Source organism: Sphingomonas sp. GW821-FHT10F09, assembly GCF_058809195.1.
This window is the reverse complement of the sequence record NZ_JBXASI010000003.1, coordinates 65,743-87,784: the sequence shown is the minus strand read 5'-3', so window position 1 is coordinate 87,784 and position 22,042 is coordinate 65,743. Positions and strand designations below refer to the sequence as shown.

General features: G+C 69.7%; 14 protein-coding genes. 5 read left to right on the top strand and 9 right to left on the bottom strand.

The annotated features are described in order from the left end of the window. Positions 1–80: 80 nt before the first annotated feature. On the top strand, positions 81–311 hold the full coding sequence (locus tag AC1RTO_RS10895) for a DUF4170 domain-containing protein (protein ID WP_163958568.1): 231 nt from the start codon (positions 81–83) through the stop codon (positions 309–311). 71 nt (positions 312–382) lie between these two features. On the opposite strand, the gene AC1RTO_RS10890 is transcribed toward AC1RTO_RS10895, so the two are convergent. Then, entirely contained in the window at positions 383–2,797 is a 2,415-nt protein-coding gene (locus AC1RTO_RS10890) for a TonB-dependent receptor (protein WP_493160891.1), read from the bottom strand. A 150-nt stretch (positions 2,798–2,947) separates the two neighbouring features. On the opposite strand from AC1RTO_RS10890, the gene AC1RTO_RS10885 reads away from it, so the two are divergent. From AC1RTO_RS10885 to AC1RTO_RS10875, 3 genes are all read left to right on the top strand, one after another. Further along, on the top strand, positions 2,948–4,363 hold the full coding sequence (locus tag AC1RTO_RS10885) for an alkaline phosphatase D family protein (protein WP_493160890.1): 1,416 nt from the start codon (positions 2,948–2,950) through the stop codon (positions 4,361–4,363). Further along, positions 4,339–4,602, top strand: coding sequence for a hypothetical protein (locus AC1RTO_RS10880; protein WP_493160889.1), 264 nt, complete (start codon positions 4,339–4,341; stop codon positions 4,600–4,602). Before AC1RTO_RS10885 ends, AC1RTO_RS10880 begins: the two co-directional genes overlap by 25 nt. 233 nt (positions 4,603–4,835) lie before the next feature. Next, entirely contained in the window at positions 4,836–5,285 is a 450-nt protein-coding gene (locus tag AC1RTO_RS10875) for a hypothetical protein (protein ID WP_493160888.1), read from the top strand. A gap of 42 nt (positions 5,286–5,327) precedes the next feature. On the opposite strand, the gene AC1RTO_RS10870 is transcribed toward AC1RTO_RS10875, so the two are convergent. Continuing rightward, a complete protein-coding gene (locus AC1RTO_RS10870) occupies positions 5,328–6,647 on the bottom strand; it encodes an ABC1 kinase family protein (RefSeq protein ID WP_493160887.1) in 1,320 nt (439 codons plus the stop codon). 59 nt (positions 6,648–6,706) lie between these two features. Next, positions 6,707–7,534, bottom strand: coding sequence for a type I methionyl aminopeptidase (gene map, locus AC1RTO_RS10865; RefSeq protein WP_493160886.1), 828 nt, complete (start codon positions 7,532–7,534; stop codon positions 6,707–6,709). A gap of 50 nt (positions 7,535–7,584) precedes the next feature. Here map and AC1RTO_RS10860 point away from each other — a divergent pair, with 50 nt between their 5' ends. Continuing rightward, entirely contained in the window at positions 7,585–8,355 is a 771-nt protein-coding gene (locus AC1RTO_RS10860) for a competence/damage-inducible protein A (RefSeq protein ID WP_493160885.1), read from the top strand. A 50-nt stretch (positions 8,356–8,405) separates the two neighbouring features. Here AC1RTO_RS10860 and AC1RTO_RS10855 read toward each other — a convergent pair whose 3' ends face one another. The 6 genes from AC1RTO_RS10855 to AC1RTO_RS10830 all read right to left on the bottom strand — a co-directional run bounded on the left by AC1RTO_RS10855 (position 8,406) and on the right by AC1RTO_RS10830 (position 22,003). Next, positions 8,406–10,310 carry an alpha-L-fucosidase gene (locus AC1RTO_RS10855; protein ID WP_493160884.1) on the bottom strand — a complete coding sequence of 635 codons (1,905 nt, stop codon included), beginning with the start codon at positions 10,308–10,310 and terminating at the stop codon, positions 8,406–8,408. Positions 10,311–10,461: 151 nt separating this feature from the next. Next, positions 10,462–12,771: a GH92 family glycosyl hydrolase gene (locus AC1RTO_RS10850; RefSeq protein ID WP_493160883.1), complete on the bottom strand. Its 2,310-nt coding sequence runs from the start codon at positions 12,769–12,771 to the stop codon at positions 10,462–10,464. Then, positions 12,768–14,195, bottom strand: a complete 1,428-nt coding sequence (locus AC1RTO_RS10845) for a glycoside hydrolase family 125 protein (protein WP_493160882.1) — start codon at positions 14,193–14,195, stop codon at positions 12,768–12,770. The genes AC1RTO_RS10850 and AC1RTO_RS10845 overlap by 4 nt, the downstream gene beginning before the upstream one ends. Further along, complete coding sequence (locus AC1RTO_RS10840) at positions 14,192–16,735, bottom strand: glycoside hydrolase family 3 C-terminal domain-containing protein (RefSeq protein WP_493160881.1); 2,544 nt, start codon at positions 16,733–16,735, stop codon at positions 14,192–14,194. Before AC1RTO_RS10840 ends, AC1RTO_RS10845 begins: the two co-directional genes overlap by 4 nt. Before the next feature lie 394 nt (positions 16,736–17,129). Further along, a complete protein-coding gene (locus AC1RTO_RS10835) occupies positions 17,130–19,670 on the bottom strand; it encodes a beta-mannosidase (RefSeq protein ID WP_493160880.1) in 2,541 nt (846 codons plus the stop codon). Continuing rightward, positions 19,667–22,003, bottom strand: a complete 2,337-nt coding sequence (locus AC1RTO_RS10830; RefSeq protein ID WP_493160879.1) for a beta-N-acetylhexosaminidase — start codon at positions 22,001–22,003, stop codon at positions 19,667–19,669. The genes AC1RTO_RS10835 and AC1RTO_RS10830 overlap by 4 nt, the downstream gene beginning before the upstream one ends. Positions 22,004–22,042: the final 39 nt, after the last annotated feature.

Sequence of the window (22,042 nt, the reverse complement as noted above, 5' to 3'; positions counted from 1 at the left end):
AGTTCCCCGTCTTCCGGGGTTCAATATTGCAGCGCAACACGCTAACGCGGCGCCTTGAACCTCTCACCCGGGAACCGCGCATGAGCAAGCTGCACCTCGTCTTCGGCGGTCGCGTCAACGACCCCCGTACCCTCGAATTCGCTGATCCTTCGAAACTGGAGGTCGTCGGCATCTTCGCCGATTACGCCAGTGCGGAAAAGGCGTGGCGCGCCAATGCGCAGCGCACGGTCGACGATGCCGAAATGAAGTTCGTCGTCGTGCATTTGCATCGCCTGCTCGAGCCGGAACTGCTCGCACCCCCGGCCGCCTGATAGCCGACAGGCCCATGTCCGGACGGCGCCGCCCGCCCGGACATGGCGCCGCCCGCCCGGACACGGCACCGTCAGAAGCGGAAGCCCACCTCGGCGCCATAGAAGCGCGGTTCGCCGGCGATATAGGTCGGCACGCCAAAGCCGCCGCCGGTATTGCCCGCATCGATCAGATAGCGCTTGTTGATGAGATTCCGCGCGAACCCCCCGATCGTATAGCGACCATTGTCGATGTCCACGCCGGCGCGCACGTTGACCAGAGTATAGCCGCCCTGCGAAATCGCGGCGCTGTTGGGCAGTTCGAAAAACACCTTTGACCGATAGGTGACGCTGGGCGTCGCATAAAGGACCGCACGATCGGTGACCGGTAGCCGCAGCGTGGCGCCGCCCGATGCGGTATAGGCTGGCTGCAGGCGGAACCGGTTGCCAGCGAACACGCCGTTGCTCGCATCCTCGCCGATGCCGCCATCGATATAGGCGAAGGCGCCGAACAGCGACAGGACGTTGGCGAGCCGCAGATTGCCCTCCAGCTCGACGCCGAGGTTGTTCGCCGATCCGGCGCTTTGCGTGGTCGCCACGCCATTCTGGGTGATCGACACCTGGAAGCCGTCATAGGTCTGGTAGAAGACCGACGCCGCGCCGCTGAACGGACCGACGCGACCCTTGATGCCGCCCTCGTAGTTCCAGACCTTTTCCTCCGCGATCACCTGACGGTTGGGAATCGATCCGGCGTTGGCGACGCTGGTCGGGACGATACGGCTGGCGGCCAACTGGACCACGGGCGAGCGGCGGCCCTTGCTGATCGTGGCATAGACGTTGACGTCGTCGTTGAGCTTTACCAGCGCGTTGAAGCGGGGGAGGATCGCCATGAAGCTCTTTTCCGCCTCGTAGCGCAAGCCTTTGGTGTTGGCGGTGCCGAGCAGGCTGGTGAAGATGCCGAGCCCGGCGAGGATCTGCGAATCGGGCTGGGTGGAGGTGTAGCCGGACTGGCGATCCTCGATCAGGATGCGGGCGCCGGCGGTCAGTTCCAGCGCGGGCGTCGGGATCCAGGTCGCGTCGGCGAAGACCGAATAGGTATCGTTGTTGCCGTAATTGGCGAATTCGGCAGCATAGGGGATGACGGTCGCACGGCCGCCGGTCAGCAGCGCGGTGGCGCGGGTCGCGGGGATGGTGCCGTTGGCGGCGACGCAGGCGGGGCCGGTCGGCACGCCGGCGCGGTTCAAATTCTGCCGGATGGGTGCATAGGCGGCCGTCACCGAACAGGCGAGATACGTTCCCTCCTCGGTCGAGAAGGGCACGCGCTGATAGCCGTTCTCGAAAAAGGCGTTCCAGCCGAAGGCCGCGCGATATTTGGGGCCGTCGAAGGCGAAGCGGCTTTCATGGCTCCACTGGTCGCCCTTCGCATCCTCGGCGAATTCCAGATACCAGGCGGGGCCGCCGTCGGCGTCGAAGGTCTCGAGCGCGTCGAAGCGGCGATAGCCGTTGACGGTGGTGAAGGTGACGCCCGGCGACAGCTCGGCGGTCAGGGTAAAGTTGGCGTCGTAGACGTTGCGGTCGAGGCCGAGCTTGCGCTTGCCGAGCACGCTTTGCGAAAAGGGCGAGCCGGACAGTTCGGCATAACCATAATCGCCGGTCTGGCCGCCGGTGGGGGCGAAGGCGCGGCTCTTGAACGCGGTGCCGGGATTGCGCTGGCCGTCATAGGTGAGGACGAGGTCGGCGGTGATCGTGTCGCTCGGCCGCCAGCGCAGCGAGCCGCGCAGGCCGCGCTGATCCTGCCCGTTGAGATCGTCCTGATCGACCCGGCCCTGATTCTGGTTGGGGACGTTCGGATCGCCGGCGATATTGCGGACATAGCCGTCGCGATATTTGTAGGCGAAGGCGATGCGACCGGCGAGCGTGTCGTTGCCGGCGTTGATGAAGCCCGACACCTGTGTGCGGTCGTAATTGCCGTAGCTGGCGTCGAGTCCGGCATGCGTGCCGGCGACCGGGCGGGCGGAGACGAGGCTGATCGCGCCGACCGCGGCGGCGGTGCCGAACAGCGTCGCCTGCGGCCCCTTCACCACCTCGATCCGTTCGAGGTCGTAGAGGTCCTGCCACGCGCCGCGCGAACGGCTGATGTCGACACCGTTGTAATAGAGGGTGACGCGCGCGCCCTGTTGCGCCGAGCCGGAGTCCGAGGTGATGCCGCGGATGACGAGGCCGGGGTTGTTGGCGCTCTGCTCCTGCACCTGCAGGCCGGGGATGAAGGCGGCGACCTCGTCCAGTTCGGAGACGCCGATCTGCGCCATGCGCGCGCCGGTGAGCGCGGTGACGGTGACCGGCACGTCCTCGATCCGCTGTTCGCGCTTCTGCGCGGTGACGATGATCTCGTTCGCCTCCTCTGCCGCGGGCAGCGGCGGCGCGGCCTGTACGGTCGCCTGCGCCACCGCCGCGGTCGAGCAGGTGGCGGCGAGCCCGGCGAGCGCCAGGCGCGTGACAAAAGGCTTCATCGTTATTCCCCCGTTATTTAGCTGTCGCACTCCGTAGAATGCCGTGATGACGGCAGCGTGACGACTTCGTCTTGCCAGTGTCACGACCAAGTCTTTGAAAAGTCACACGTCGATCCTAACCGCGAAGTAGAGGATGCAGGGGATACCACGATGACGATCAATCGCCGCCAGACGCTCGGGCTGTTCGGTTCGGGCGCGGCGCTCGGCCTGCCCGGCACCATCCTCGCGCAGGGCGGGGCGGCGGTCCGTTTCGATCATGGCGTCGCGAGCGGCGACCCGGCGGCGGACGGCGCCGTATTGTGGACGCGGGCGACGCCGGCGGACGCGGCGGCGGCGGGCGACGTGCCGCTGACCTGGCATGTCGCGCTGGAGGCGGATGGCAAACCGGTGGCGAGCGGCAGGTCGACCGCGCGGTCGGCGCGCGACTTCACCGCCAAGGCGACGCCGACCGGGTTGAAGCCGGGAACCGACTATCATTACTGGTTCGAGGGGCCGGGCGGGCGGCGGTCGCCCGTCGGGCGGTTCCGAACGCTGCCGGTGGGGGCGACCCCCGACCTGACCTTCGCCGTCGTCTCCTGCCAATTGTACGGCGGCGGGCTGTTCAACGTCTATGACGCGATCGCGAAACAGCCGCGGCTCGATGCGGTGCTGCACCTCGGCGATTACATCTACGAATATGGCGCCGACGGCTATGGCGCGGATATCGCGACCAGGATCGGCCGGATCGTCGAGCCGGCGCATGAGATCGTGACGCTGGCCGACTATCGCGCCCGCCATGCGCAGGTGAAGCGCGATGCGAACATGCAGGCAGCGCACGCCCGCGCCGCATTCATCTGCGTATGGGACGATCACGAGGTCGCCAACGACGGCTGGATCGGCGGCGCGGAGAACCACGATCCCGCGAAGGAGGGCGACTGGAAAGCGCGCAAGGCCGCGGCGATGCAGGCCTATTTCGAATGGATGCCGATCCGCGATCCGCTGCCCGGCAAGCCGTGGGAGGCGATCAACCGGTCGTTCGAATTCGGCGATCTCGCCACGCTGGCGATGGTGGAAACACGGCTGCTCGCCCGTTCGCAGCAGGTTGCGGCCAAGGGCGCGGGGATCGCGCCGGCCGATTATGCGCGGATGATGGCGGAACGCACGCTGCCGAAGCGGGAATTGCTCGGCGCGCAGCAGCAAATGTGGCTGGAGGGCGTGCTGGCGACGTCGGTGAAGGCAGGCAAGCCGTGGCAGGTTCTCGGCAATCAGGTGGTGATGGCCAGGGTCGCCGGGCCGGATATCGAACGGCAGCTGGGCGCGGCGCGCTTCGCCGATACGATGGCGAAGCTGCCGCCGATGTGGCGCGACCGGCTGACGGCGTCGATCGCCTCCTATCGCGCCGGCCTGCCGTTCAACCTCGACAGCTGGGACGGCTATCCGCCGGCGCGCGAGCGCCTGTATCAGGCGTTCCGGCGGGCAGGGTCGCAGCCGATCGTCCTGTCCGGCGACAGCCATGCGGCCTGGGCCAACGTTCTCCACGACGCGGCCAAGGCGCCCGTCGCGTGGAGTTCGGCGCGACCGCGGTGACCAGCCCGTCCTATGGATCGCTGCTGCCCGGCATTGGCGCGCTGATCGAGCAGGCGAACGACGAGGTGCTGTTCTGCGACCAGGACCACAAGGGATACGTGCTGCTGACGCTCGACCGGCAGGCGGCAACGGCGGATTTCCGCGTCGTATCGACGGTGCTGGTGCCGCACTACGAGGAGCGCAGCGTCGCGCGCTACCGCAGTACCGTCGCGGCGAAGACCGCGCTGACCCGGGCCTGAGCCGCCCCCGCGCACTTTTCGTTACCGACCGGTACAAAACCCGTTGACGGTCGCCGTCGCTGCTTCTATACCGTCCAGTATAGAAGCTGGCGGCAGCAACCGGTCACGGCTTTTGGGAACATCCGGACGCATGCCGGTCATCGGCGGCAAAAGGGTAGCAACAAACTTCTGGCAGGGCGCGGCATCCGGCGGATGCGGCACGTCCGCCTGCGGTCCGAAAAGGGAGTGACGCCATGGCCTTTCTTGCTTTCGCCGAGCCCGGCAACGCCGGCTATGCGCGGGCGACCGCACCGACCCGTCCGGCGCCCGCGCCGTTGACGCCGGTGCATGACGCGGCGCCCCGTGTCGTCGAAATCGAGGAGGAACGGCCGGTGCTGACGGAACTGGAACGGTCGGTGATCGGGATCGCCCGGCAGGACGGTCTGGCGACGCTGCGCCAGCCGGGTCGCCTGTCGCGCTGGCTGGGCCTCGTGTTCGGCGTGCGGATCAGCCCGCAGCTCGCCGATCCGAAGCTGGAGGCGCTGCGCCGGATCGCGGTGCTGAGCTGGAAGCGCGGCTATTCGATCGCATCGGCCGAAGTGAAGGCGTTCCTCGCGGTCGGCTATTCGCCCGCCTTCTACGAGCTGGTCGTCGATACGATCGCGGCGGCACGTCAGTCCGAGGTGCGGCGCGCGCGCCGCTGAGGCGCGCGGCACGCACGATCGCCCCATGCCGGGGATCGCTGCCTAGACCCGGTCCTCCACCATCGCACGGATGTCGACCCGCGCCTTCAACCGTGCGGCGAGCAGGGCGGTGCCGCTGATCTTGCGCTGGACGAACAGCGTGTCGGCGGGCGGCAGGTGCCAGGTCGACCGATCGCGCGCCATATCCATCCCCTGTTCGCGCACCACGCCGACGAAGGCGCGGTCGCCGAAGTCGAACGGGCCGGGGCGATTGAGGTTGTCGAGGATGACGTCGATCATCGCATCGACCAGCGGCCGGTGCGCCTGCGCGGCGGCGGCGCCGAGGAAGCCGGCACCGATCGCCGCGCCGCGCACCGCATCGCGATCCCCCGACAGGCCGGCGGCGAGCAGGGTGCGATAGCCGTCGGCGGTGGCTGCCGGAATGTCGCGCGCGGCGCCGAAATCGAGCAGGACGATGCGCGCCGTCTCCGGCTGCCAGCGGTAATTGGCGAAATTCGGGTCGGTCTGCATCAGCCGCCAGTCGAGCAATTCCCTCAGGACGAGGCCGATGAGGCTGTGCATCGCGGCATCGCGCACGGACTGGTCGGCATCCTCCAGCGTTTCGATCGGTTCGCCGGCGACATAGGTCATCGCCAGCACGCGCGGCGTCGTGAGATCGGGGTGCAGTTCGGGAACGACGAAGCCGGGCTCGCCGGCGAGCCGGTCGCGATAGCGGGCGAGCATGCCGCCCTCGCGGATATAGTCGGCCTCCTCGTGCAGCTGCCGCTTCGCCTCGCCGAGCAGGGGGGCGATATCGAGTTCCTTCGGCAAAAGGCCGGAGACGCGGAGCAACGTCGCGACATTGTCGACGTCGGCGTCGATGCTCTGCTTGACGCCGGGATATTGCACCTTGATCGCCAGTTCGCGGCCGTCGGGCAGGCGCGCGCGATGGACCTGGCCGATCGAGGCGGCGGCGATCGGATGCGCCTGGAAATGCGCGAAGCGGCGGCGCCAGTCGCGGCCCCATTCCGTCGTCAGCACCTTGTCGAGCTGCTGCGGCGGCATGTGATGCGCCTGGTTGCGCAACCGCGCGAGGATCGCGGACAGTTCGGGCGGCAGCATGTCGCCGGCGTCCATCGAGATCATCTGGCCGAGCTTCATCGCCGCGCCGCGCAGGTGCGCGAGTTGGTCGGCGACACGCATCGCATTGGCGGGGGTGAGCAGCATGTCGCCCATCCGCGGCCGCTCGCCGGCGACGAGCCGGCGCGCGCCCTCCGCGACCACGCCGCCGCCGACGCCCGCGGCAAGCCGTCCGAATGCGCCCAGCCGCGACAGCCGGCCGCTCGGCACGGCACGGCCGCGCGCGTCTCTGTCGTCGGTCATGGTATCAGGTCCTCGGCTGTATCGGAGGGGTGAACGCCCCAGCGACGGCCGAATGTCCCTTATGAATAGGGCGGCTGGTGATAACCCGCAGGGGAGAGCGTGAAGATCTCCGCGCCATCCTCGGTGATGCCGATCGAATGTTCGAACTGCGCCGACAGCGAGCGGTCGCGCGTCACCGCCGTCCAGCCGTCGTCGAGCAGCTTCACGTCGGGGCGGCCGATGTTGATCATCGGTTCGATCGTGAAGATCATGCCGGGGCGCAGCTCCGGACCGGTGCCGGGCTTGCCGACATGAACCACCTCCGGCGCATCGTGGAACAGCCGGCCGAGGCCGTGGCCGCAGAAATCGCGGACGACGCCGTAGCGATGCTTTTCGGCATGGCGCTGGATCGCGTTGGCGACGTCGCCCATATGCGCGCCGGGCTTCGCCTGTTCGATGCCCAGCATCAGGCATTCATAGGTCACCTCGACCAGCCGCCGCGCCTTCAGCGGCACGTCGCCGATCAGGTACATGCGGCTCGAATCGCCATGCCAGCCGTCGACGATCGGGGTGACGTCGACATTAACGATATCGCCCGATTTCATCGTCTTCTCGCTGGGGATGCCGTGGCAGACGACATGGTTGATCGAGATGCAGGTCGAATGCGTATAGCCGCGATAGCCGAGTGTCGCCGGCACGCCGCCCGCGGCGGTGATGAAGTCGTAGATCAGCCGGTCGAGCTCTGCCGTGGAGACGCCCGGCACCATGTGCGGGGTCAGCATGTCGAGCGTTTCGGCGGCGAGGCGGCCGGCCTTGTGCATGCCCGCGAAGGCCGCGGGGCCGTGCAGCTTGATGGCGCCGGTGCGCCCTTCCGGCGCGTCTGAAGTGACGGTCACGTATTCGGTCATGGCGGCGATATAGCATGGCGGCGCCGATTTTGCGAGGCTATGGCAGGGGCATGGAGCAGGGCATCGATCACGACCGTATCTGGACCGCCGCGCTGATCGTGATCGGCGACGAGATCCTGTCGGGGCGGACGCAGGACAAGAACATCGCGCAGCTGGCGAGCTGGCTCAACGTCCAGGGCATCCGCCTCGCCGAGGTGCGGGTGGTGCCGGACCGTGCCGACGCGATCGCCGAGGCGGTGAACATCCTGCGCGCGCGCAACGATTATCTGTTCACCACCGGCGGCATCGGCCCGACGCACGACGACATCACGGTGGACGCGATCGCCGCGGCGCTAGGCGTCGGCGTGGAGCATCATCCCGAGGCGATGGCGGTGCTGGAGCGTTATTATGCGACGCGCGGCGGGTTGACCGAGGCGCGGGCGCGGATGGCGCGGGTGCCGGCGGGGGCGGGGCTGATCCCCAATCGCGTGTCCGGCGCGCCGGGCATCCGGATCGGCAACATCTTCATCATGGCGGGGGTGCCGCACATCACCGCAGGGATGCTCGACGCGCTGACTGGTACGCTGGAGGGCGGGCGCCCGGTCGTCTCCGGCACGATCGGCTGCTGGGTCGCGGAGAGCGAGGTCGCCGACCTGCTGCGCGACGCCGAAAAGAGCCACGAGGGCGTGTCGATCGGCTCCTACCCCTTCTTTCGCGAGGGGCGGACGGGGGCGAATTTCGTCGTGCGCAGCCCGGATGCGGCGCTGGTCGAACGGTGCCTCGCCGACCTGACGCGCGAGCTGGAGACGAGCGGGCGCGCGGTGTTTCCCGAGGGGATCTGACCCGGCCGCGCCGTCACCCCGGTGGTTTGCCGGGGTGACGGGGGCGTGCGTCACCGCACGAAGGCGCCGATGTCCGCGATCGCCAGCTTCGCTGCCGGCACCGCGGTCGCCGCGAAGGTCAGGCGCAGGTAGCGCATCGGGCGGGGTGCGGTGAACGGGATGCGCTGCGTCGCGAGCGCATAGGCGATGTTCTGGAACTCGCCGTCCGCCGCCGGGGTCCAGCGGGTGCCGTCGAGGCTGGTTTCGGCGCGATAGCCGCGCGGCGGGGCGCTCTGCTTGTCGGGGTGACGCCAGGGCGTCAGGCTGAAGCCCGCCACCGTCTGCGCCTTGCCGAGGTCGAGCGTGACCGACGCGGGCGTCGCGGCCGGCGCGGGCTGGCTCCACACCGACGAACCGTCGCCGTCGAGCAGCGCCTCGGCCCCGGGGGCGCTGGCGGAGACCACCGTCCAGTCGCGCGGCGACAGGACCGCGGCGTCGGTGCTGCGCGGCGCGGCGACGGCGACGGGCGCGACGCTGCGGAACAGCGCGACCTCGCTGATCGCGGGGCAGGCGGGGGCGTCGAGGATCACCAGCCGGATGCGGCGCGCGACGATCGGCGCGTCGAGGCGGATGATGCGTTGCGCGCCGATACATTCCTTTTCGGCGAGCCGCTGCCAGCGGCCGGCGACCTCCGCCTCGATCGCGAAGCGGGTGACGCGGACGCCGAAGGGAAGATATTCGCGGATGCGGATGAGGTCGAAGCGGCGGTTCGGCGGCAGGTCGAGCGTCAGCGTCGGCGTGGTGACGCCGTCCGGCGTCGACCAATAGGTGTCGCGATTGCCGTCGAGCACCTTCGCAGGGGTGCTGGCGCCGTCGCGGGTCGCGGTGGCGCTGGCGACCGCGCCTTGCGCCAGATCGGTGGCGAAGCTGGCGCGGATCGCGTCGCCGAAGCTCTTGAGCACGGCGACGTCATGGTCGGGGATGCGGCCGCGACGGTCGGGCGGCAGGTTGAGGTGCATGTTGGTGCCGCGCGCGACCGATTCGTCGAAGAAGCGGATCAGCCGCGCCGGGCTCTTCACCTTGGCGTCCTCGTCCGGGTGGTAGAACCAGCCGGGGCGGATCGAGGTGTTGGTTTCCGCGGGCCACCACAGCGGCGCGCCGCGGACGCCGCTGTTCCCCTCCGACTGGACATAGGGATGGTCGGGCATCGTCGGCCAGCACGGATCGCCGGCGATGCCGTCCTCGTTGCCGACCCAGCGGATCTCCGCGCCCAACGGATCGAAGGTGCAGGCCATCGGCTGATGCTGGTGGACGAGCGCGATGATCGAGGGCCAGTCATAATATTTGGGCGCGTCGATCGTCCGCGTCTCGCGCGCGCCGCCATAATAGCCGTCGCCGCCATTGGCGCCGTCGAACCAGAATTCGAACAATTCGCCATAGCGCGTGCAGAGCTCGACCACCTGTTTGCGATAGTAATCGATATAGGCCGGGCGGCCGTATTCGGGATGGTTGCGGTCCCAGGGCGACAGGTACAGGCCGAACGCCATGCCGGCGCGGCGCGTCGCCTGCTCCATCTCGCGGACGATATCGCCCTTGCCCTGCTTGTACGGGCTGTTGCGGATGCAATGTTCGGTCAGCATCGTCGGCCACAGGCAGAAGCCGTCATGATGCTTGGCGGTCAGCACGATGCCGGTCATGCCCCCCGCCTTCGCCGCGGCGACGATCTGGTCGGCGGAGAAATCGGTCGGGTTGAACAGCGTCGGGCTCTCGTCGCCATAGCCCCACTCGCGATCGGTGAAGGTGTTGATCGAGAAATGCACGAAGGCGTAGCGTTCGCGCATATGCCAGGCGAGCTGACGCTTCGAGGGGGTGGCGCCCCACGGTCTTGGCGGCGTGGCGGGCGTGATCGCCAGCGCGGGCGTGGCGCCGGCGGCGAGGCCGGAAGCGATCAGGGTGCGGCGGGTGAGGTCGGTCATCGGTGGTTCCATCGACTTGTCCGGCGCCGGCCGGGGGATAATAGTGACAGCGCCGCCTTCGGCATCTTCTCCCTCTCCCGCCGGGAAAGGGAGGGAGCGGCGCAGCCGCGGAAGGGTGAGGGCAGGTGCGACGTGTTCGCGCAGCGGATCGTCACGCGCCGCGCCCGTGCGAGGGCGGGCGGTCCGCCCTGGCCGCGCCGAAGCTTTTCACCGGGGTCGCGCTCATCGTGAACGTGAGGGTGCCGCCGCGCATCAGGTCGGCGTGGCTGATCCAGTTCTTCGTCCAGGGTTTGCCGTTGCGCAGGACGCTGCGGACGTAGGGCGTGTCGGCGCGGTTGCCGGGGGCCTCGATCGTCAGGCGCCGGCCCGCGGGCAGCGCGATCGTCGCGCGTTCGAACAGCGGCGAGCCGAAGACGTACACCGCCTCGACCGGATCGACCGGGTAGAGACCGAGCGACGACAGCACGAACCACGCGCTCATCTGGCCGCAATCGTCGTTGCCGATGATGCCGTCGGGATCGTTTTTGTACATCTCGACGCAGAGCCGGCGGACCATCGCCTGCGTCTTCCACGCGGCGCCGGCATAAGCGTAGAGATAGGCGACGTGGTGGTTGGGTTCGTTGCCGTGCGCATATTGGCCGACCAGCCCGCTGATGTCGGGCGGGGCGTTGGCGGGCAGGGTCGAGGGCGCGGTGAACAGCGCATCCAGCCGTGCCTCGAACGCCCGATCGCCGCCCATGTGCGCGATGAGGCCATAGACGTCGTGCTGGTTGAGGAAGGTCGCCTGCCAGCCATTGGCTTCGGTATAGTCGCGCCACCAGGGCTTGGGCATATGGCCGAGCTGGATCGGGTCGTAGGGGCTCCACCAGCGGCCGTCGGCGAACTTCGGTTTGGCGAAGCCGGCCTTGCCGTCGATGACGTTACGCCAGTTGCCCGAGCGCTTCATCAGCCGGTCGGCTTCCGCGCCCCTGCCCGCGGCCCGGGCGAGATGGGCCGAGGCCCAGTCGTCATAGGCATATTCCTGCGTCCGGCTGACGCTTTCGAACCAGGCGTCGGCGGGGACATAGCCCTTGGCGTCGTAGAGGTCGCGGCCCTTGCTGTTGTCGAGGTCGGGCGCGGTGAAATCGAACGACCGTCTGGCGATTCCGGGCCAGGCGGCGGCATAATCGGCGGCGATGCCCTTGGCCTGCGCCTCGGCGAGGACGGCGACGCCGTGCCAGCCGATCATGCAGCCCGTCTCGACCCCCTGCAGCGGCCAGACCGGCGGGCCATAGGCGCTCTGCTGCGTCTGGCGGACGATATCGGCGACGAGGCTGCGCACCCGGTCGGGCGCGATGATCGTCAGCAGCGGGTGGAGCGCGCGATACGTGTCCCATAGCGACAGCGTGCTGTAGGCGGCATCGCCGGCGGGGACGCTATGGACCTGCCGGTCGAGCCCGACATAGCGGCCGTCGCTGTCGGAGAAGAGCGTCGGCGCGAGCAACGCATGGTAGAGCGCGGAGGACAGGATCGTGCGCTGGTCGGCGGTGCCGCCCTCGACCGCGATCGCACCGAGTTCGCTCGCCCAGCGGGTGCGTGCGGCGCCGCGGATCGCGTCGAAATCCCACGTCGTCGCCTCGGCCGCCAGATTGGCGCGGGCGCCGGCGACATCGACCGCGGAGATGCCGCAGCGGATCAGGATCGGCGCGGCGCCGGCGTCGTCGTAATGGAGGACGGCTTTCAGCCGCTTGCCGGTGACCGCGCGCGTGCCGGCGGGCTGCGCCGCGTCGCCGTCGCCGTAGAAGACGATCCGGTCCGGCCGGCGCGACAGCTGCATCGCGAAGTGGATGCGCCGCCCCTTCGCCCAGCGGTGGACGGTGCGGCCGCCGGTCAGCGTGCCGTCGGGATCGAGCGTCAGGACCGCATCGGTGACGAGCGGCGCGGCATCGCTCTTGTCGAGGATCAGGTGCGACAGGTCGACGAGGATATGCCCCGCGCCCGTCGGGAAGCTGTAGCGGTGATAGCCGGTGCGTTCGGTGACGGTCAGCTCGGCGCGGACGCCGCTTTCCAGTGCGACGCGGTAATAGCCGGGCTCGGCATGCTCGGCGGAGAAGCGCTGGCGATAGCCCGCGTCGGGATCGTCGAGCGGGCCGGGCAGCAGCTGGACCGGGCCGCGCGTCGGCACCACCAGCACGTCGAGCATGTCGCCGATGCCGGTGCCGCTGAGGTGGGTGTGGCTGAACCCCATGATCGACGTGTCGGTGCGGTGATAGCCCGAGCAGGCGTCCCAGCGCTCGACGTCGGTATCGGGCGAGAGCTGCACCATCCCGAACGGCAGCGTCGCGCCGGGATAGGTGTGGCCATGGCCGCCGGTGCCGATGAACAGGTTGGGCGCCGCCGGAGCGGAAGGCGTCGCCGCGAAGGCGGGAATCGGCAGGCCGATGGCGGCCGTCCCGGCGAGCAGGGTGCGGCGGTTGATCATAGCTCTGCCTTCAGGATAGCGGGGCGGGTCTGCGCGAGATGGACGATCAGTTCGCCGAACAGGCCGTTCGCCCAGGCGAACCACGCGCGGGTGAAGGTGGCGGGATCGTCCCGGTCAAAGCTTTCGTGGATGAAGCCGGTGCCGCCGTCGGTGTCGCGCAGCGTGCGCAGGGCCGCGCGGATCGTCGCGTCGTCGGTCGCGGTCAGCGCGCGGACGATGAGCGACATCGGCCAGATCTGGCCGGCGCCGACATGCGGGCCGCCGATGCCCTCGCCGGCCTTGCCGGTGAAGAACCACGGGTTGGCATCGCTCCACGCCGCCGCCTGCGTCGCCCGCCACAGCGGATCGGCGGGCGATACGCAGCCGAGATAGGCGAGGCCCGACAGCGACGGCACGTTGGCATCGTCCATGAAGACCGCATTGCCATAGCCGTCGACCTCATAGGCCCAGACCTCCCGCCCGTTGCGCAGCCGCATCGTGCCATGCGCCTTCAGCGCCGCCTCGACCTCCGCCGCGAGCGCGGTGGCGTCCTGCGCCAGCGCGGCGTCGCCCCGCGCCTCGCCCGCGACGCGCGCGAGTTCGCGCAGCGCGGTGACCGCGAACAGGTTGCTGGGGATCAGGAACGGATAGAGGCAGGCATCGTCCGAGGGGCGGAAGCCGGAATGGATCAGGCCGACCGGCCGCGTCGGCGCGCCATGGCCCCACAGCAACGTCTCGGTCGGCTGGGGTGCGGACCGGCGGAAGCTGTAGGGGCCGGGACCGTCCTTTCGCTGCTGTTCGCGGAAGGTGCGGACGCTGGCGCGCGCGGCCGCCGCCCAGGTCGCGTCGAAGGGCGCCGTGTCCCCGGTCGCGCGCCAATAGCCGTGGGCGAGGCGCATGGGGTAGCAGAGCGAATCGATCTCCCACTTCCGCTCGGCGACGCCGGGTTTCATCTCCGTCTCGTCCGCCTGCGACCATTCGAGGTTCGATTTCGCCGTCGGGTCCTGCATGAAGGCGTTGGCGTAGGGGTCGATCAGGATGCAGCGCGCCTGTCGCGCGATCAGGCCGCGGAACAGGGTGCGCAATTCGGGCGCCTGCCGCGCGAGGTGCAGATAGGGCTTCACCTGCGCCGAACTGTCGCGCAGCCACAGCGCCTCGATATCGCCGGTGATGACGAAGGCGTCGGGAGCGCCGCCGACCGTGCTCATCCGCACGGTGGTGTCGAGCGTGTTCGGATAGCAATTGCCAAACATCCAGCGCAGCTTCGGATCGGCGATCCGCGACGACACGCGCGCGATCTCGCGCTCGACCGCGGCGCTGGCGAAGCGGCGATCCTTTGGCGCGGGGCGTTTGCTCGGCAGCGACGGCGCGGCGAAGGCAGGGGTGGCGGCCGATGCCGCGATCGCGGCGGTGGTGGCGAGGAAACGGCGGCGATCGAGGGTCATTTCGGCAGCTCCGTGTCGGCGCCGGTGACGGCGAAGTCGAACCATTGCCCGGCGCCGTCGCCCGGCTGGCCACCACCGATCCACAGGCGATAGGCGCCGGGCACGACATGGCGGCGCCCGTCGCGTTCGACGACGCTCATCGCGCGGGGATCGAGCGTGAAGGCGACGTCGGCGGCGGTGCCGTGCCGAACCGCCAAGCGCCGGAACCCGACCAGCTGGCGTTGCAGCACGGGATCGGTGAAGCCGCCGCTTCTGGTCGCGGGCGGCACGAGATAGGCCTGCACCACTTCCTCGCCGTCGCGCGCGCCGGCGTTGGTGACGCGCGCCGTGACGCGCAGGTCGCCGCCGGCCGCGACGCTCGCCGCACCGCGCGGCGCGGCATAGGCGAATCGGGTGTAGCTGAGGCCGTGGCCGAACCCCCATAGCGGCGTGCCGGTGAAATAGCGGTAGGTGCGCTCCTTCATCCCGTAATCGACGAAGGCGGGCAGGTCGTTGGTCGAACGGTAGACCGTCACCGGCAGGCGGCCGGCGGGATTGACGACGCCCGCCAGCACGTCGGCCAGCGCGGTGCCGCCGCTCTCGCCCGCATACCAGTTGGCGAGGATCGCATCCGCCGATGCCGGATCGACCGCCACCGCGCTGCCGCTGGTGAGGACGAGGACGATCGGCTTGCCCGTCGCCTTGAGCGCCTCGAGCAGGCGCTGCTGCACCAGCGGCAAGGCGATGTCGGTGCGGTCGCCGCCGACGAAGCCGGGGACCTGCACCGACAGCGCCTCGCCCTCCAGATCGGGGGACAGGCCGGCGACGACGACCGCGACGTCGGCGTCTTTCGCCGCGGCGACCGCCTGCGCGAGCAGCGGCTCGGCGGGCGGCATCCACAACAGGCGGATGCTCTCGTCCTCCGACCGGTGGTCGAGCGTCAGTTCGATCGGCTGCGCGCTGCCGTCGCTGTCGACGGTCAGCTCGACGCGGCCCTTGGGCAGGTCGCCGTCGTGCAGCGTGCGGCCGCCGAGCGTCAGCCGGGCACGGTCGTGGACGGTGCAATCCTTCCAGCAGGGCGACTGGTCGAGGATCAGGCGGTAGCGGCCGGGACCGGGGGGGACGAATTCGCCGGTCCAGTGCGCGCTATAGCCGGTGACGGGCAGGCCCGGCGCGGGGCTGGCGCGGTTGAGGTCGAAGTCGATCCGGCGGTCCTGCCGGACGACGGTCTTGCCGGCCGCCGTATAGGTGGCGCGCAGGCCCGGCTTGCCGTCGCTGCGCAGGGCGGTTTCGGGCAGCACGACCGCGGCGCCGTCGGCGAGGATCGACCCCTGCGCATAGGTGACGTTGGCGGCGCCGAAGCGGGCGCGGATGCCGTCGAGCGGGGTGACGGGTGCGATCGCGGTGCCGTGATAATTGCCCTGCAACACGCCGAGGTCGTCGGCATCGGCGCCGATGACGGCGATGCGCGCGCCGGGCTTCAGCGGCAGGCGGTCGGCGTCGTTCTTGAGCAGCACGATCGATTTGCGCGCGGCATCGAGCGCCAGCGCGCGATGCGCCGGGGTGGCGACCGCGGTCGGCCTGATCCGCGACCACGGGCTGGTCGCGCCGAAGGCGATGCCGAGCGCCTGTCGGGCCCGCAGCGCGCGGGCGAGTGCGGTATCGACCTCCGCCTGGCTGACGAGGCCCTGCGCCATGGCCTGCGGCAGCGCGGCATAGGCGGTGCCGCAATTGAGGTCGGTCCCACCGCGGACCGACGCCGCGGCGGCGCCCGCGGCATCGAGCCGGTAATGGTGGAAGGCGTGGACGTTCGACACCGCGTCGCAATCCGATACGGTGAAGCCGGTGAAGCCCCAGTCGCGGCGGATACGGTCGTTCATCAGCGGCGACGAGGCGCAGGCGGGGACGCCGTGGATGCTGTTGTACGCGCACATCAGCGACAGCGCCTTGCCCTCGGTCACCGCCCGGCGGAAGGCGGGAAGGTAGGTCGCCTCCATGTCGCGCGGGGAGGGATCGACGTCGAACCCGTCGCGGCCCGCCTCGGGGCCGCTATGGACGGCGAGGTGCTTGGGCGTGGCGATCACGCGTGGGTGGCGCGGGTCGGGGCCCTGCAGCCCGTGGACGAAGGCGACGCCGAGCTTGCCCGTCAGATACGGGTCCTCGCCATAGGTTTCCTGCCCCCGGCCCCAGCGCGGATCGCGGAAGATGTTGATGTTGGGCGACCAGATGGTGAGGCCCTGATAGATGCGGCGATCGGCGGCGGCGGGCTGCGCGTTGAACTTCGCGCGCGCCTCGGTCGACACCACCGTGCCGACGCGTTCGATGAGGTCGGTGTCCCAGGTCGCGGCAAGGCCGATCGCCTGCGGAAAGACGGTGGCATGGCCGTTGCGGGCGAGGCCGTGCAGCCCCTCGTTCCACCAGTCATAGGCGGGCAGGCCGGCTTTGGCGTCGGCGGGCGCGGTGCTCTGGAGCTGCGCGGCCTTTTGCTCGGGCGTCATCGCGGCGATCGCAGTCGCGACCGGGTCGGCGGCCTGCACGAGCAGGAGGAGGGCGGGGATCATGCTGTCGGTCCCGATGGTCTGGAAGAGGATGTTCGCGCGAAGACGCGAAGGCGCGATGGAAGACGGTTTTGGTCACGCGGAGACGCGGAGACGCAGAGAGAAGGAGGCGCGGATCGGGGCGAGCGCAGCGGCGTCTCACGCGGATCGTTCGAGCTGCCGCAGGCTTTCTCGCCATCGTGGTAACGCGTGTCAGGCGTCTCGCGCGCATCCCCTCCGCGTCTCCGCGTCTCCGCGCGAATCCCCCTTCTTCGCGTCTTCGCGCCTTCGCGTGAATATGACCCGTCACCACCCCGGTCGAAGCCAGGGTCCTGTCGGAAAACCACCATCGGCAGATAACTGCGGTCGCCGGACTGGGCCCCGGCCTCCGCCGGGAGAGTAACGAGGGGGGCAGCGATCATGGTGCCAGCGTCCGCAGGACCGGGGTCTGCTTGCCGGTCAGCGTCACCGTGACGCTTTCGCCGGGCAGCAGGTCGAAGCCGCTGTCGCTCGCCTGACCCGGCGTGTCGCCCATGTCGATCATGACCGAGCGCGCGAGGTTCCTGGCGGTGATCGTCGCGCGGTTGCCGGTGCGGCGGAGCGTCAGGCCGGGGTCGGGATAGGCCATGTCCTTCGGCACCAGCCGTTCGACCAGCGTGCGGCTGACGGTGCGGCCGTCGACCAGCAGTTCGGCGACCGCATAGCTTTGCGCGGGATCGGCCGTGCCGAACAGGTCGGCGTCGGGCAGGGTCGCGACCGTGGTGGCGCTGAGCGGGGCGAGCGTCGCGTCCGCGGTGCGCGTGCCGAGCGTCGCGCCGGTCATGGCGCGCACCGTCACCCGCCATTGCGCCGCGACCGGCGTCGTCGCGTCGGACACCAGGGCGATCCGCGTCGCCTGATTGCGATGCTCGGCGACGATCGCCTGCGGGGCGAAGGCGCGCTTCGCCTCATGGTGCAGCAGCTTCCACTGGCCGAGATGGTCGATGCTCGCCCAGCTGATCGAGGGCCAGACGTCGTTGAGCTGCCAGAACAGCGACCCCATCGTCACCGGGCGGCAGGCGCGGTGGTGGCGCGCGGCGAGGCCGATCGCCTGTGCCTGATTGACCTGCGTCAGATAGACGAAATCGGCGAAGTCCTTCGCCGGCCGCAGCCGCTGGTCGAGGTACAATCGCAACCGGGCATTGCCTTCGCCGGCGAGGAACTTCTGGTGCGCCTTCATCACCGGGCTGTCGGGATCGAGCGTGCCCTTGCCCGCGAAGCCGCGGATCGTGGCCATCGTCGGCATCGCCTGAAAGCCATATTCGCTCATGAAGCGCGGGCAGGAATCGAGGTAGTTCTCGACCGGCTTGCTGCCCGACCAGACGTCCCAGAAATGGCGGTCGCCGTTCGCGTCGGTATCGACCGGGCCTTCATAGTCGCTCGACGGCGACCCTGGCATATAGGGCGTGCCGGGGCTGTTCGCGGTGACCGCGCCGCGCAGGACGCGGTCGAACAGCACCGCCATGCCGGTGCCGATCCGTTCCTGCTCGTCCGCGCCGATCGCCTTCTTGTATGCCTTGCGATCGCCCCAATTCTCCCAGCCGGACAGCACTTCGTTGTTGCCCGCCCAGATCACGACCGAGGGATGGTCGCCGATCCGCGCGACCTGTTCGTCCGCCTCCGCGGCGACGCTGGCGCGGAACGCGGCGTCGGGTGGCGTCGCCGATCCGCCGAACATGAAATCCTGCCATACCATCAGCCCCATCCGGTCGGCGGCGGCGTAGAAGGCGTCGTCCAGATAATAGCCGCCGCCCCAGATGCGGACCATGTTCATGTTGGCGTCGCGCGCCGCCCTGAGCAGGCTTTCGGGCTCGGCAGGATCGACGCGGGCGGGGAAGCTGTCGAACGGGATGACGTTCGCGCCCTTGGCGAAGATCGGCAGGCCGTTGACGATCAGCCCGAACGCACCATCCTTGCGGTCGAGCGTCACCGTGCGCAGGCCGATGCTGCGCGTCTGGGTGTCGCCGTCCAGCGTCGTCGTCACCGTGTAGAGAGGCTGCGCGCCATAGCCGACCGGCTGCCAGCGCTGCGGCTTCGCGATCGTCAGCGGGATCGTCACCGGGTTGCTGCCGGGCGCGAGCGTAACCATGCGCTCGACCGTCTGGCGGCTGCCGTCGGGGGCGGTGACGGTGGCGGTCAGCGTGACGCTCTTCGTCACGTCCGCGACGATCGTCGCATGCGCGGTCAGCCGTGCCTCCGCATCCGACAGCGCGTCCTGCGCGATGCGGACCCGATCGAGCCGCGCCGCGTCCCATGCCTCCAGCCGGGCGGGGCGCCACAGGCCGGTGGTGACGATGCGCGGGCCCCAGTCCCAGCCGTACTGGTACTTCGGCTTGCGGATATAGGGGCTGGTCTGGACGCCCTTCGGCTCGTCGCCGAACGCGCTGTCATATTCGCCGGGCAGCGGGTGCGGGTCCTTGAGCACCATCGGCTGCAGCGTCCGGATGGGCGAGGCGATGCTGACCAGCACCTCGTTGCGGCCGGCGCGCAGCAGCGGCTTCGCATCGGCGCGCCAGCGGCGGTGGGCGTTGTCCGCCGTGAGCAGCGGCTGGCCGTTGACGGTGACGGTCGCGAACGTGTCGAGCCCGTCGAACACCAGATCGAGGTGCCCGTGCGCGAGCATCGCCGGGGTGACGATCAGCATCGTGCGGAACTGCCACGCCGACAGGCCCGCCCACTGGATCGCGCCTTCGTTGGTGCCGATGAACGGATCGGGGACGCGTTTCGCGCGGATCAGGTCCTGCTGGACGCTGCCGGGTACCTGCGCCGGAAACCATGCGGCCTCGCGGGGGTGCGCCCTGGTCGCGGCGGTGTCGGCGGGATCGAGCCGGACCTGCCAGTCGCGGTCCAGCGGGACGGTGTCGCGCGCCGCCAGCGGGGCGGCGGAGAGGAGCAGCGCGAGCGCGAACGCGTGCCTCATCGACCCGCCTCCGTCAGCTGGACGCGCTCGACCGTGTAGAAAGGGTCCTTGATCGGCGCGGTGAACTGGAAGCAGACGTCCCGGTCGCCCGCGATCGCCGGCAGCGTGCCGCGGAAGGTGAAGCGCTGCGGCGCGGTGCGCGGATCGGGCAGGGGAAAGGCGCCCGCCGCGATCGGCCGGGCGGTCTTGTCGCCCGCGGCGCGTGCCTTGGCGGCGGCGATGCAGCCGACCTGGACGAGCAATTCGCCGTGATCGGAGACGTTGTAATGCTCCTTCACCATCCGCGCCTCATGCGCGAGCCCGTAATGGCGGGCGAGGCGGGCGACGTCGACGGTATAGCCGCGGGCGACGTCGAGCGGCGCGTCGGGGTAGAGCGTGCAGGTGTCGAACAGGTTGATGTTGAACGCCGGCGCATTCTCGCGCGATTCCGACGTCAGCGGCACGCGCAGGCCGAGGTCGCCGGCGGGGCAGGCGGCCATGTCCGAACTGGTCCGCGCCAGCAGGGCGGCGCGCGACGTGTCGAATCTGCGCACCGCGGCGGTCGCGCTGCCGCGCGCGTCGAAGGCGGCGGCGCGGACGGTGGTGCCCGGCTTCAGCGACAGCGGCCCGGCATAGGCGCGCGACGTCGCGGTCGGCGTGCTGCCGTCGGTCGTGTAGCGGATCGTGCCATAGGGCACCTGCGTCGCCAGCGTCAGCGGCACGCGGTTGCGGCGCAGCGCATCGCCGCGCGTGCCGTCGACCTGCATATCGACCGCGAAGGCGCTGTCGGCGACGTGCATGCCGCCGCGGCTCCAGCGGTCGCCCTGGCGCTGCACCCGCGGCAGGAAGCCGGCGAAGTCGCGCTTGTCCTTCGGCGACCAGCTGATCTCCGCCACCGCGCCCGCGCGCGGGAAGATCAGATGCTGGAGCTGGTAGGGCGTGACGATATATTCGCTCCACAGATTGCCCTGCGCGCCGAGCACGTGCTTGGCCTTGTCCGCCGGAATGCCCGCCGGCATCGGATCGTAGCGATAGACCATCTCCAGCGTCATCGGCGCGAAGCGACCCGGCGGCTCGTCGGCGAGGCGGCTCTGCGAATAATTGAGGTACAGCGGCGTGCCGGGCGACAGCACGACGTCATGCCCCTGATTGGCGGCGTCGACCGCGCCCTGTTCGCCGCGCCACGACATGATCGAGGCGGAGGCGGGCAGGCCGCCCTCGAGGATCTCGTCCCAGCCGATCAGGCGCCGGCCCTTCGATTGCAGGTAGGTGCCGAACTGGTCGATCATCCAGCTTTGCAGGCCGTTCTCGTCCTTGATGCCGAGCGCCTTCATCTGCGCCTGCACCTCGGGGCTGCGCTGCCACTGGTCCTTCACCGCCTCGTCGCCGCCGAGATGGATATAGGTGCCGGGGAAGACCTGCATCAGTTCGTCGAGCACGTCCTTGACGAAGGCGATGCCCTTCGGCCCCGGATTGAACAGATAGGGCATGATGCCCCAATTGTTGCTGACCGCGGGCGCGTCGCCGAGGATGCCGAGTTCGGGATAGGCGGCGACCAGCGCCTGCGCATGGCCGGGCAGGTCGATCTCCGGCACGATCGTGATCCCACGCTCCCCGGCATAGGCGACGAGCTCGCGGAGTTCGGCCTGCGTGTAGAAGCCGCCGACCTTTTCGGTCGGTTGCGCGCCGCCGGTCCAGGGCGGCACGCGCCAGCCGCCGACGCTGGTCAGCTTCGGATATTTGCGGATCTCGACCCGCCAGCCCTGATCGTCGGTGAGGTGGAGGTGGAGCGTGTTGAGCTTCACCGACGCCATCTGGTCGACGATCGCGCGCAGCGCCGGCATGGGGAGGAAATGGCGCGCGGGATCGATCATCAGCCCGCGCCAGGCGAAGCGCGGCGCATCGGTGATGGACAGCGCCGGCACCGCGACCGGCTTGCCGAAGGCGGCGTCGGGGCTGATCAATTGCGCCAGCGTCATCGCGCCATGGACGAGGCCGCGGTCGCCCGAGGCGGCGATGGTGATGCCCTGCGGCGTCACCGCGAGCCGATAGGCTTCGTCGCCGGCGACCGCGGCGTCGCGGACGAACCGGATCGCGCCGGTCGTGCCGGGAGTGAGGGCGAGGCCGCGCTCGGCCTTGACGTGGGCGGCGAGCAGGCGGGCCGCGGCGGTGGCGCCGGCATCGGCGGCGGCGATCCCCGCGCCGTCGCGAACCGTGAAGCTGCCCGCGGCGCGCGTGACCGACTGGGGCAGGGGAAGCAGCGGCAGTGCGTCCTGCGCCGGTGCGGCGGTGGGCGCAAGCAGGGCGAGCGCCGCTCCCCCGACGATGGTCGCGATACCGGCGTTCTGCGTCATGACAGCCCCTTGGTTCTGTTTTGGTATTGAAGGTATCTT

Bases quoted from the DNA above. Each gene is read 5' to 3' on its own strand.
- AC1RTO_RS10895 (WP_163958568.1), top strand. From the start codon at position 81: ATGAGCAAGCTGCACCTCGTCTTCGGCGGTCGCGTCAACGACCCCCGT.
- AC1RTO_RS10890 (WP_493160891.1), bottom strand. From the start codon at position 2,797: ATGAAGCCTTTTGTCACGCGCCTGGCGCTCGCCGGGCTCGCCGCCACC.
- AC1RTO_RS10885 (WP_493160890.1), top strand. From the start codon at position 2,948: ATGACGATCAATCGCCGCCAGACGCTCGGGCTGTTCGGTTCGGGCGCG.
- AC1RTO_RS10875 (WP_493160888.1), top strand. From the start codon at position 4,836: ATGGCCTTTCTTGCTTTCGCCGAGCCCGGCAACGCCGGCTATGCGCGG.
- AC1RTO_RS10870 (WP_493160887.1), bottom strand. From the start codon at position 6,647: ATGACCGACGACAGAGACGCGCGCGGCCGTGCCGTGCCGAGCGGCCGG.
- map (WP_493160886.1), bottom strand. From the start codon at position 7,534: ATGACCGAATACGTGACCGTCACTTCAGACGCGCCGGAAGGGCGCACC.
- AC1RTO_RS10860 (WP_493160885.1), top strand. From the start codon at position 7,585: ATGGAGCAGGGCATCGATCACGACCGTATCTGGACCGCCGCGCTGATC.
- AC1RTO_RS10855 (WP_493160884.1), bottom strand. From the start codon at position 10,310: ATGACCGACCTCACCCGCCGCACCCTGATCGCTTCCGGCCTCGCCGCC.
- AC1RTO_RS10850 (WP_493160883.1), bottom strand. From the start codon at position 12,771: ATGATCAACCGCCGCACCCTGCTCGCCGGGACGGCCGCCATCGGCCTG.
- AC1RTO_RS10845 (WP_493160882.1), bottom strand. From the start codon at position 14,195: ATGACCCTCGATCGCCGCCGTTTCCTCGCCACCACCGCCGCGATCGCG.
- AC1RTO_RS10840 (WP_493160881.1), bottom strand. From the start codon at position 16,735: ATGATCCCCGCCCTCCTCCTGCTCGTGCAGGCCGCCGACCCGGTCGCG.
- AC1RTO_RS10835 (WP_493160880.1), bottom strand. From the start codon at position 19,670: ATGAGGCACGCGTTCGCGCTCGCGCTGCTCCTCTCCGCCGCCCCGCTG.
- AC1RTO_RS10830 (WP_493160879.1), bottom strand. From the start codon at position 22,003: ATGACGCAGAACGCCGGTATCGCGACCATCGTCGGGGGAGCGGCGCTC.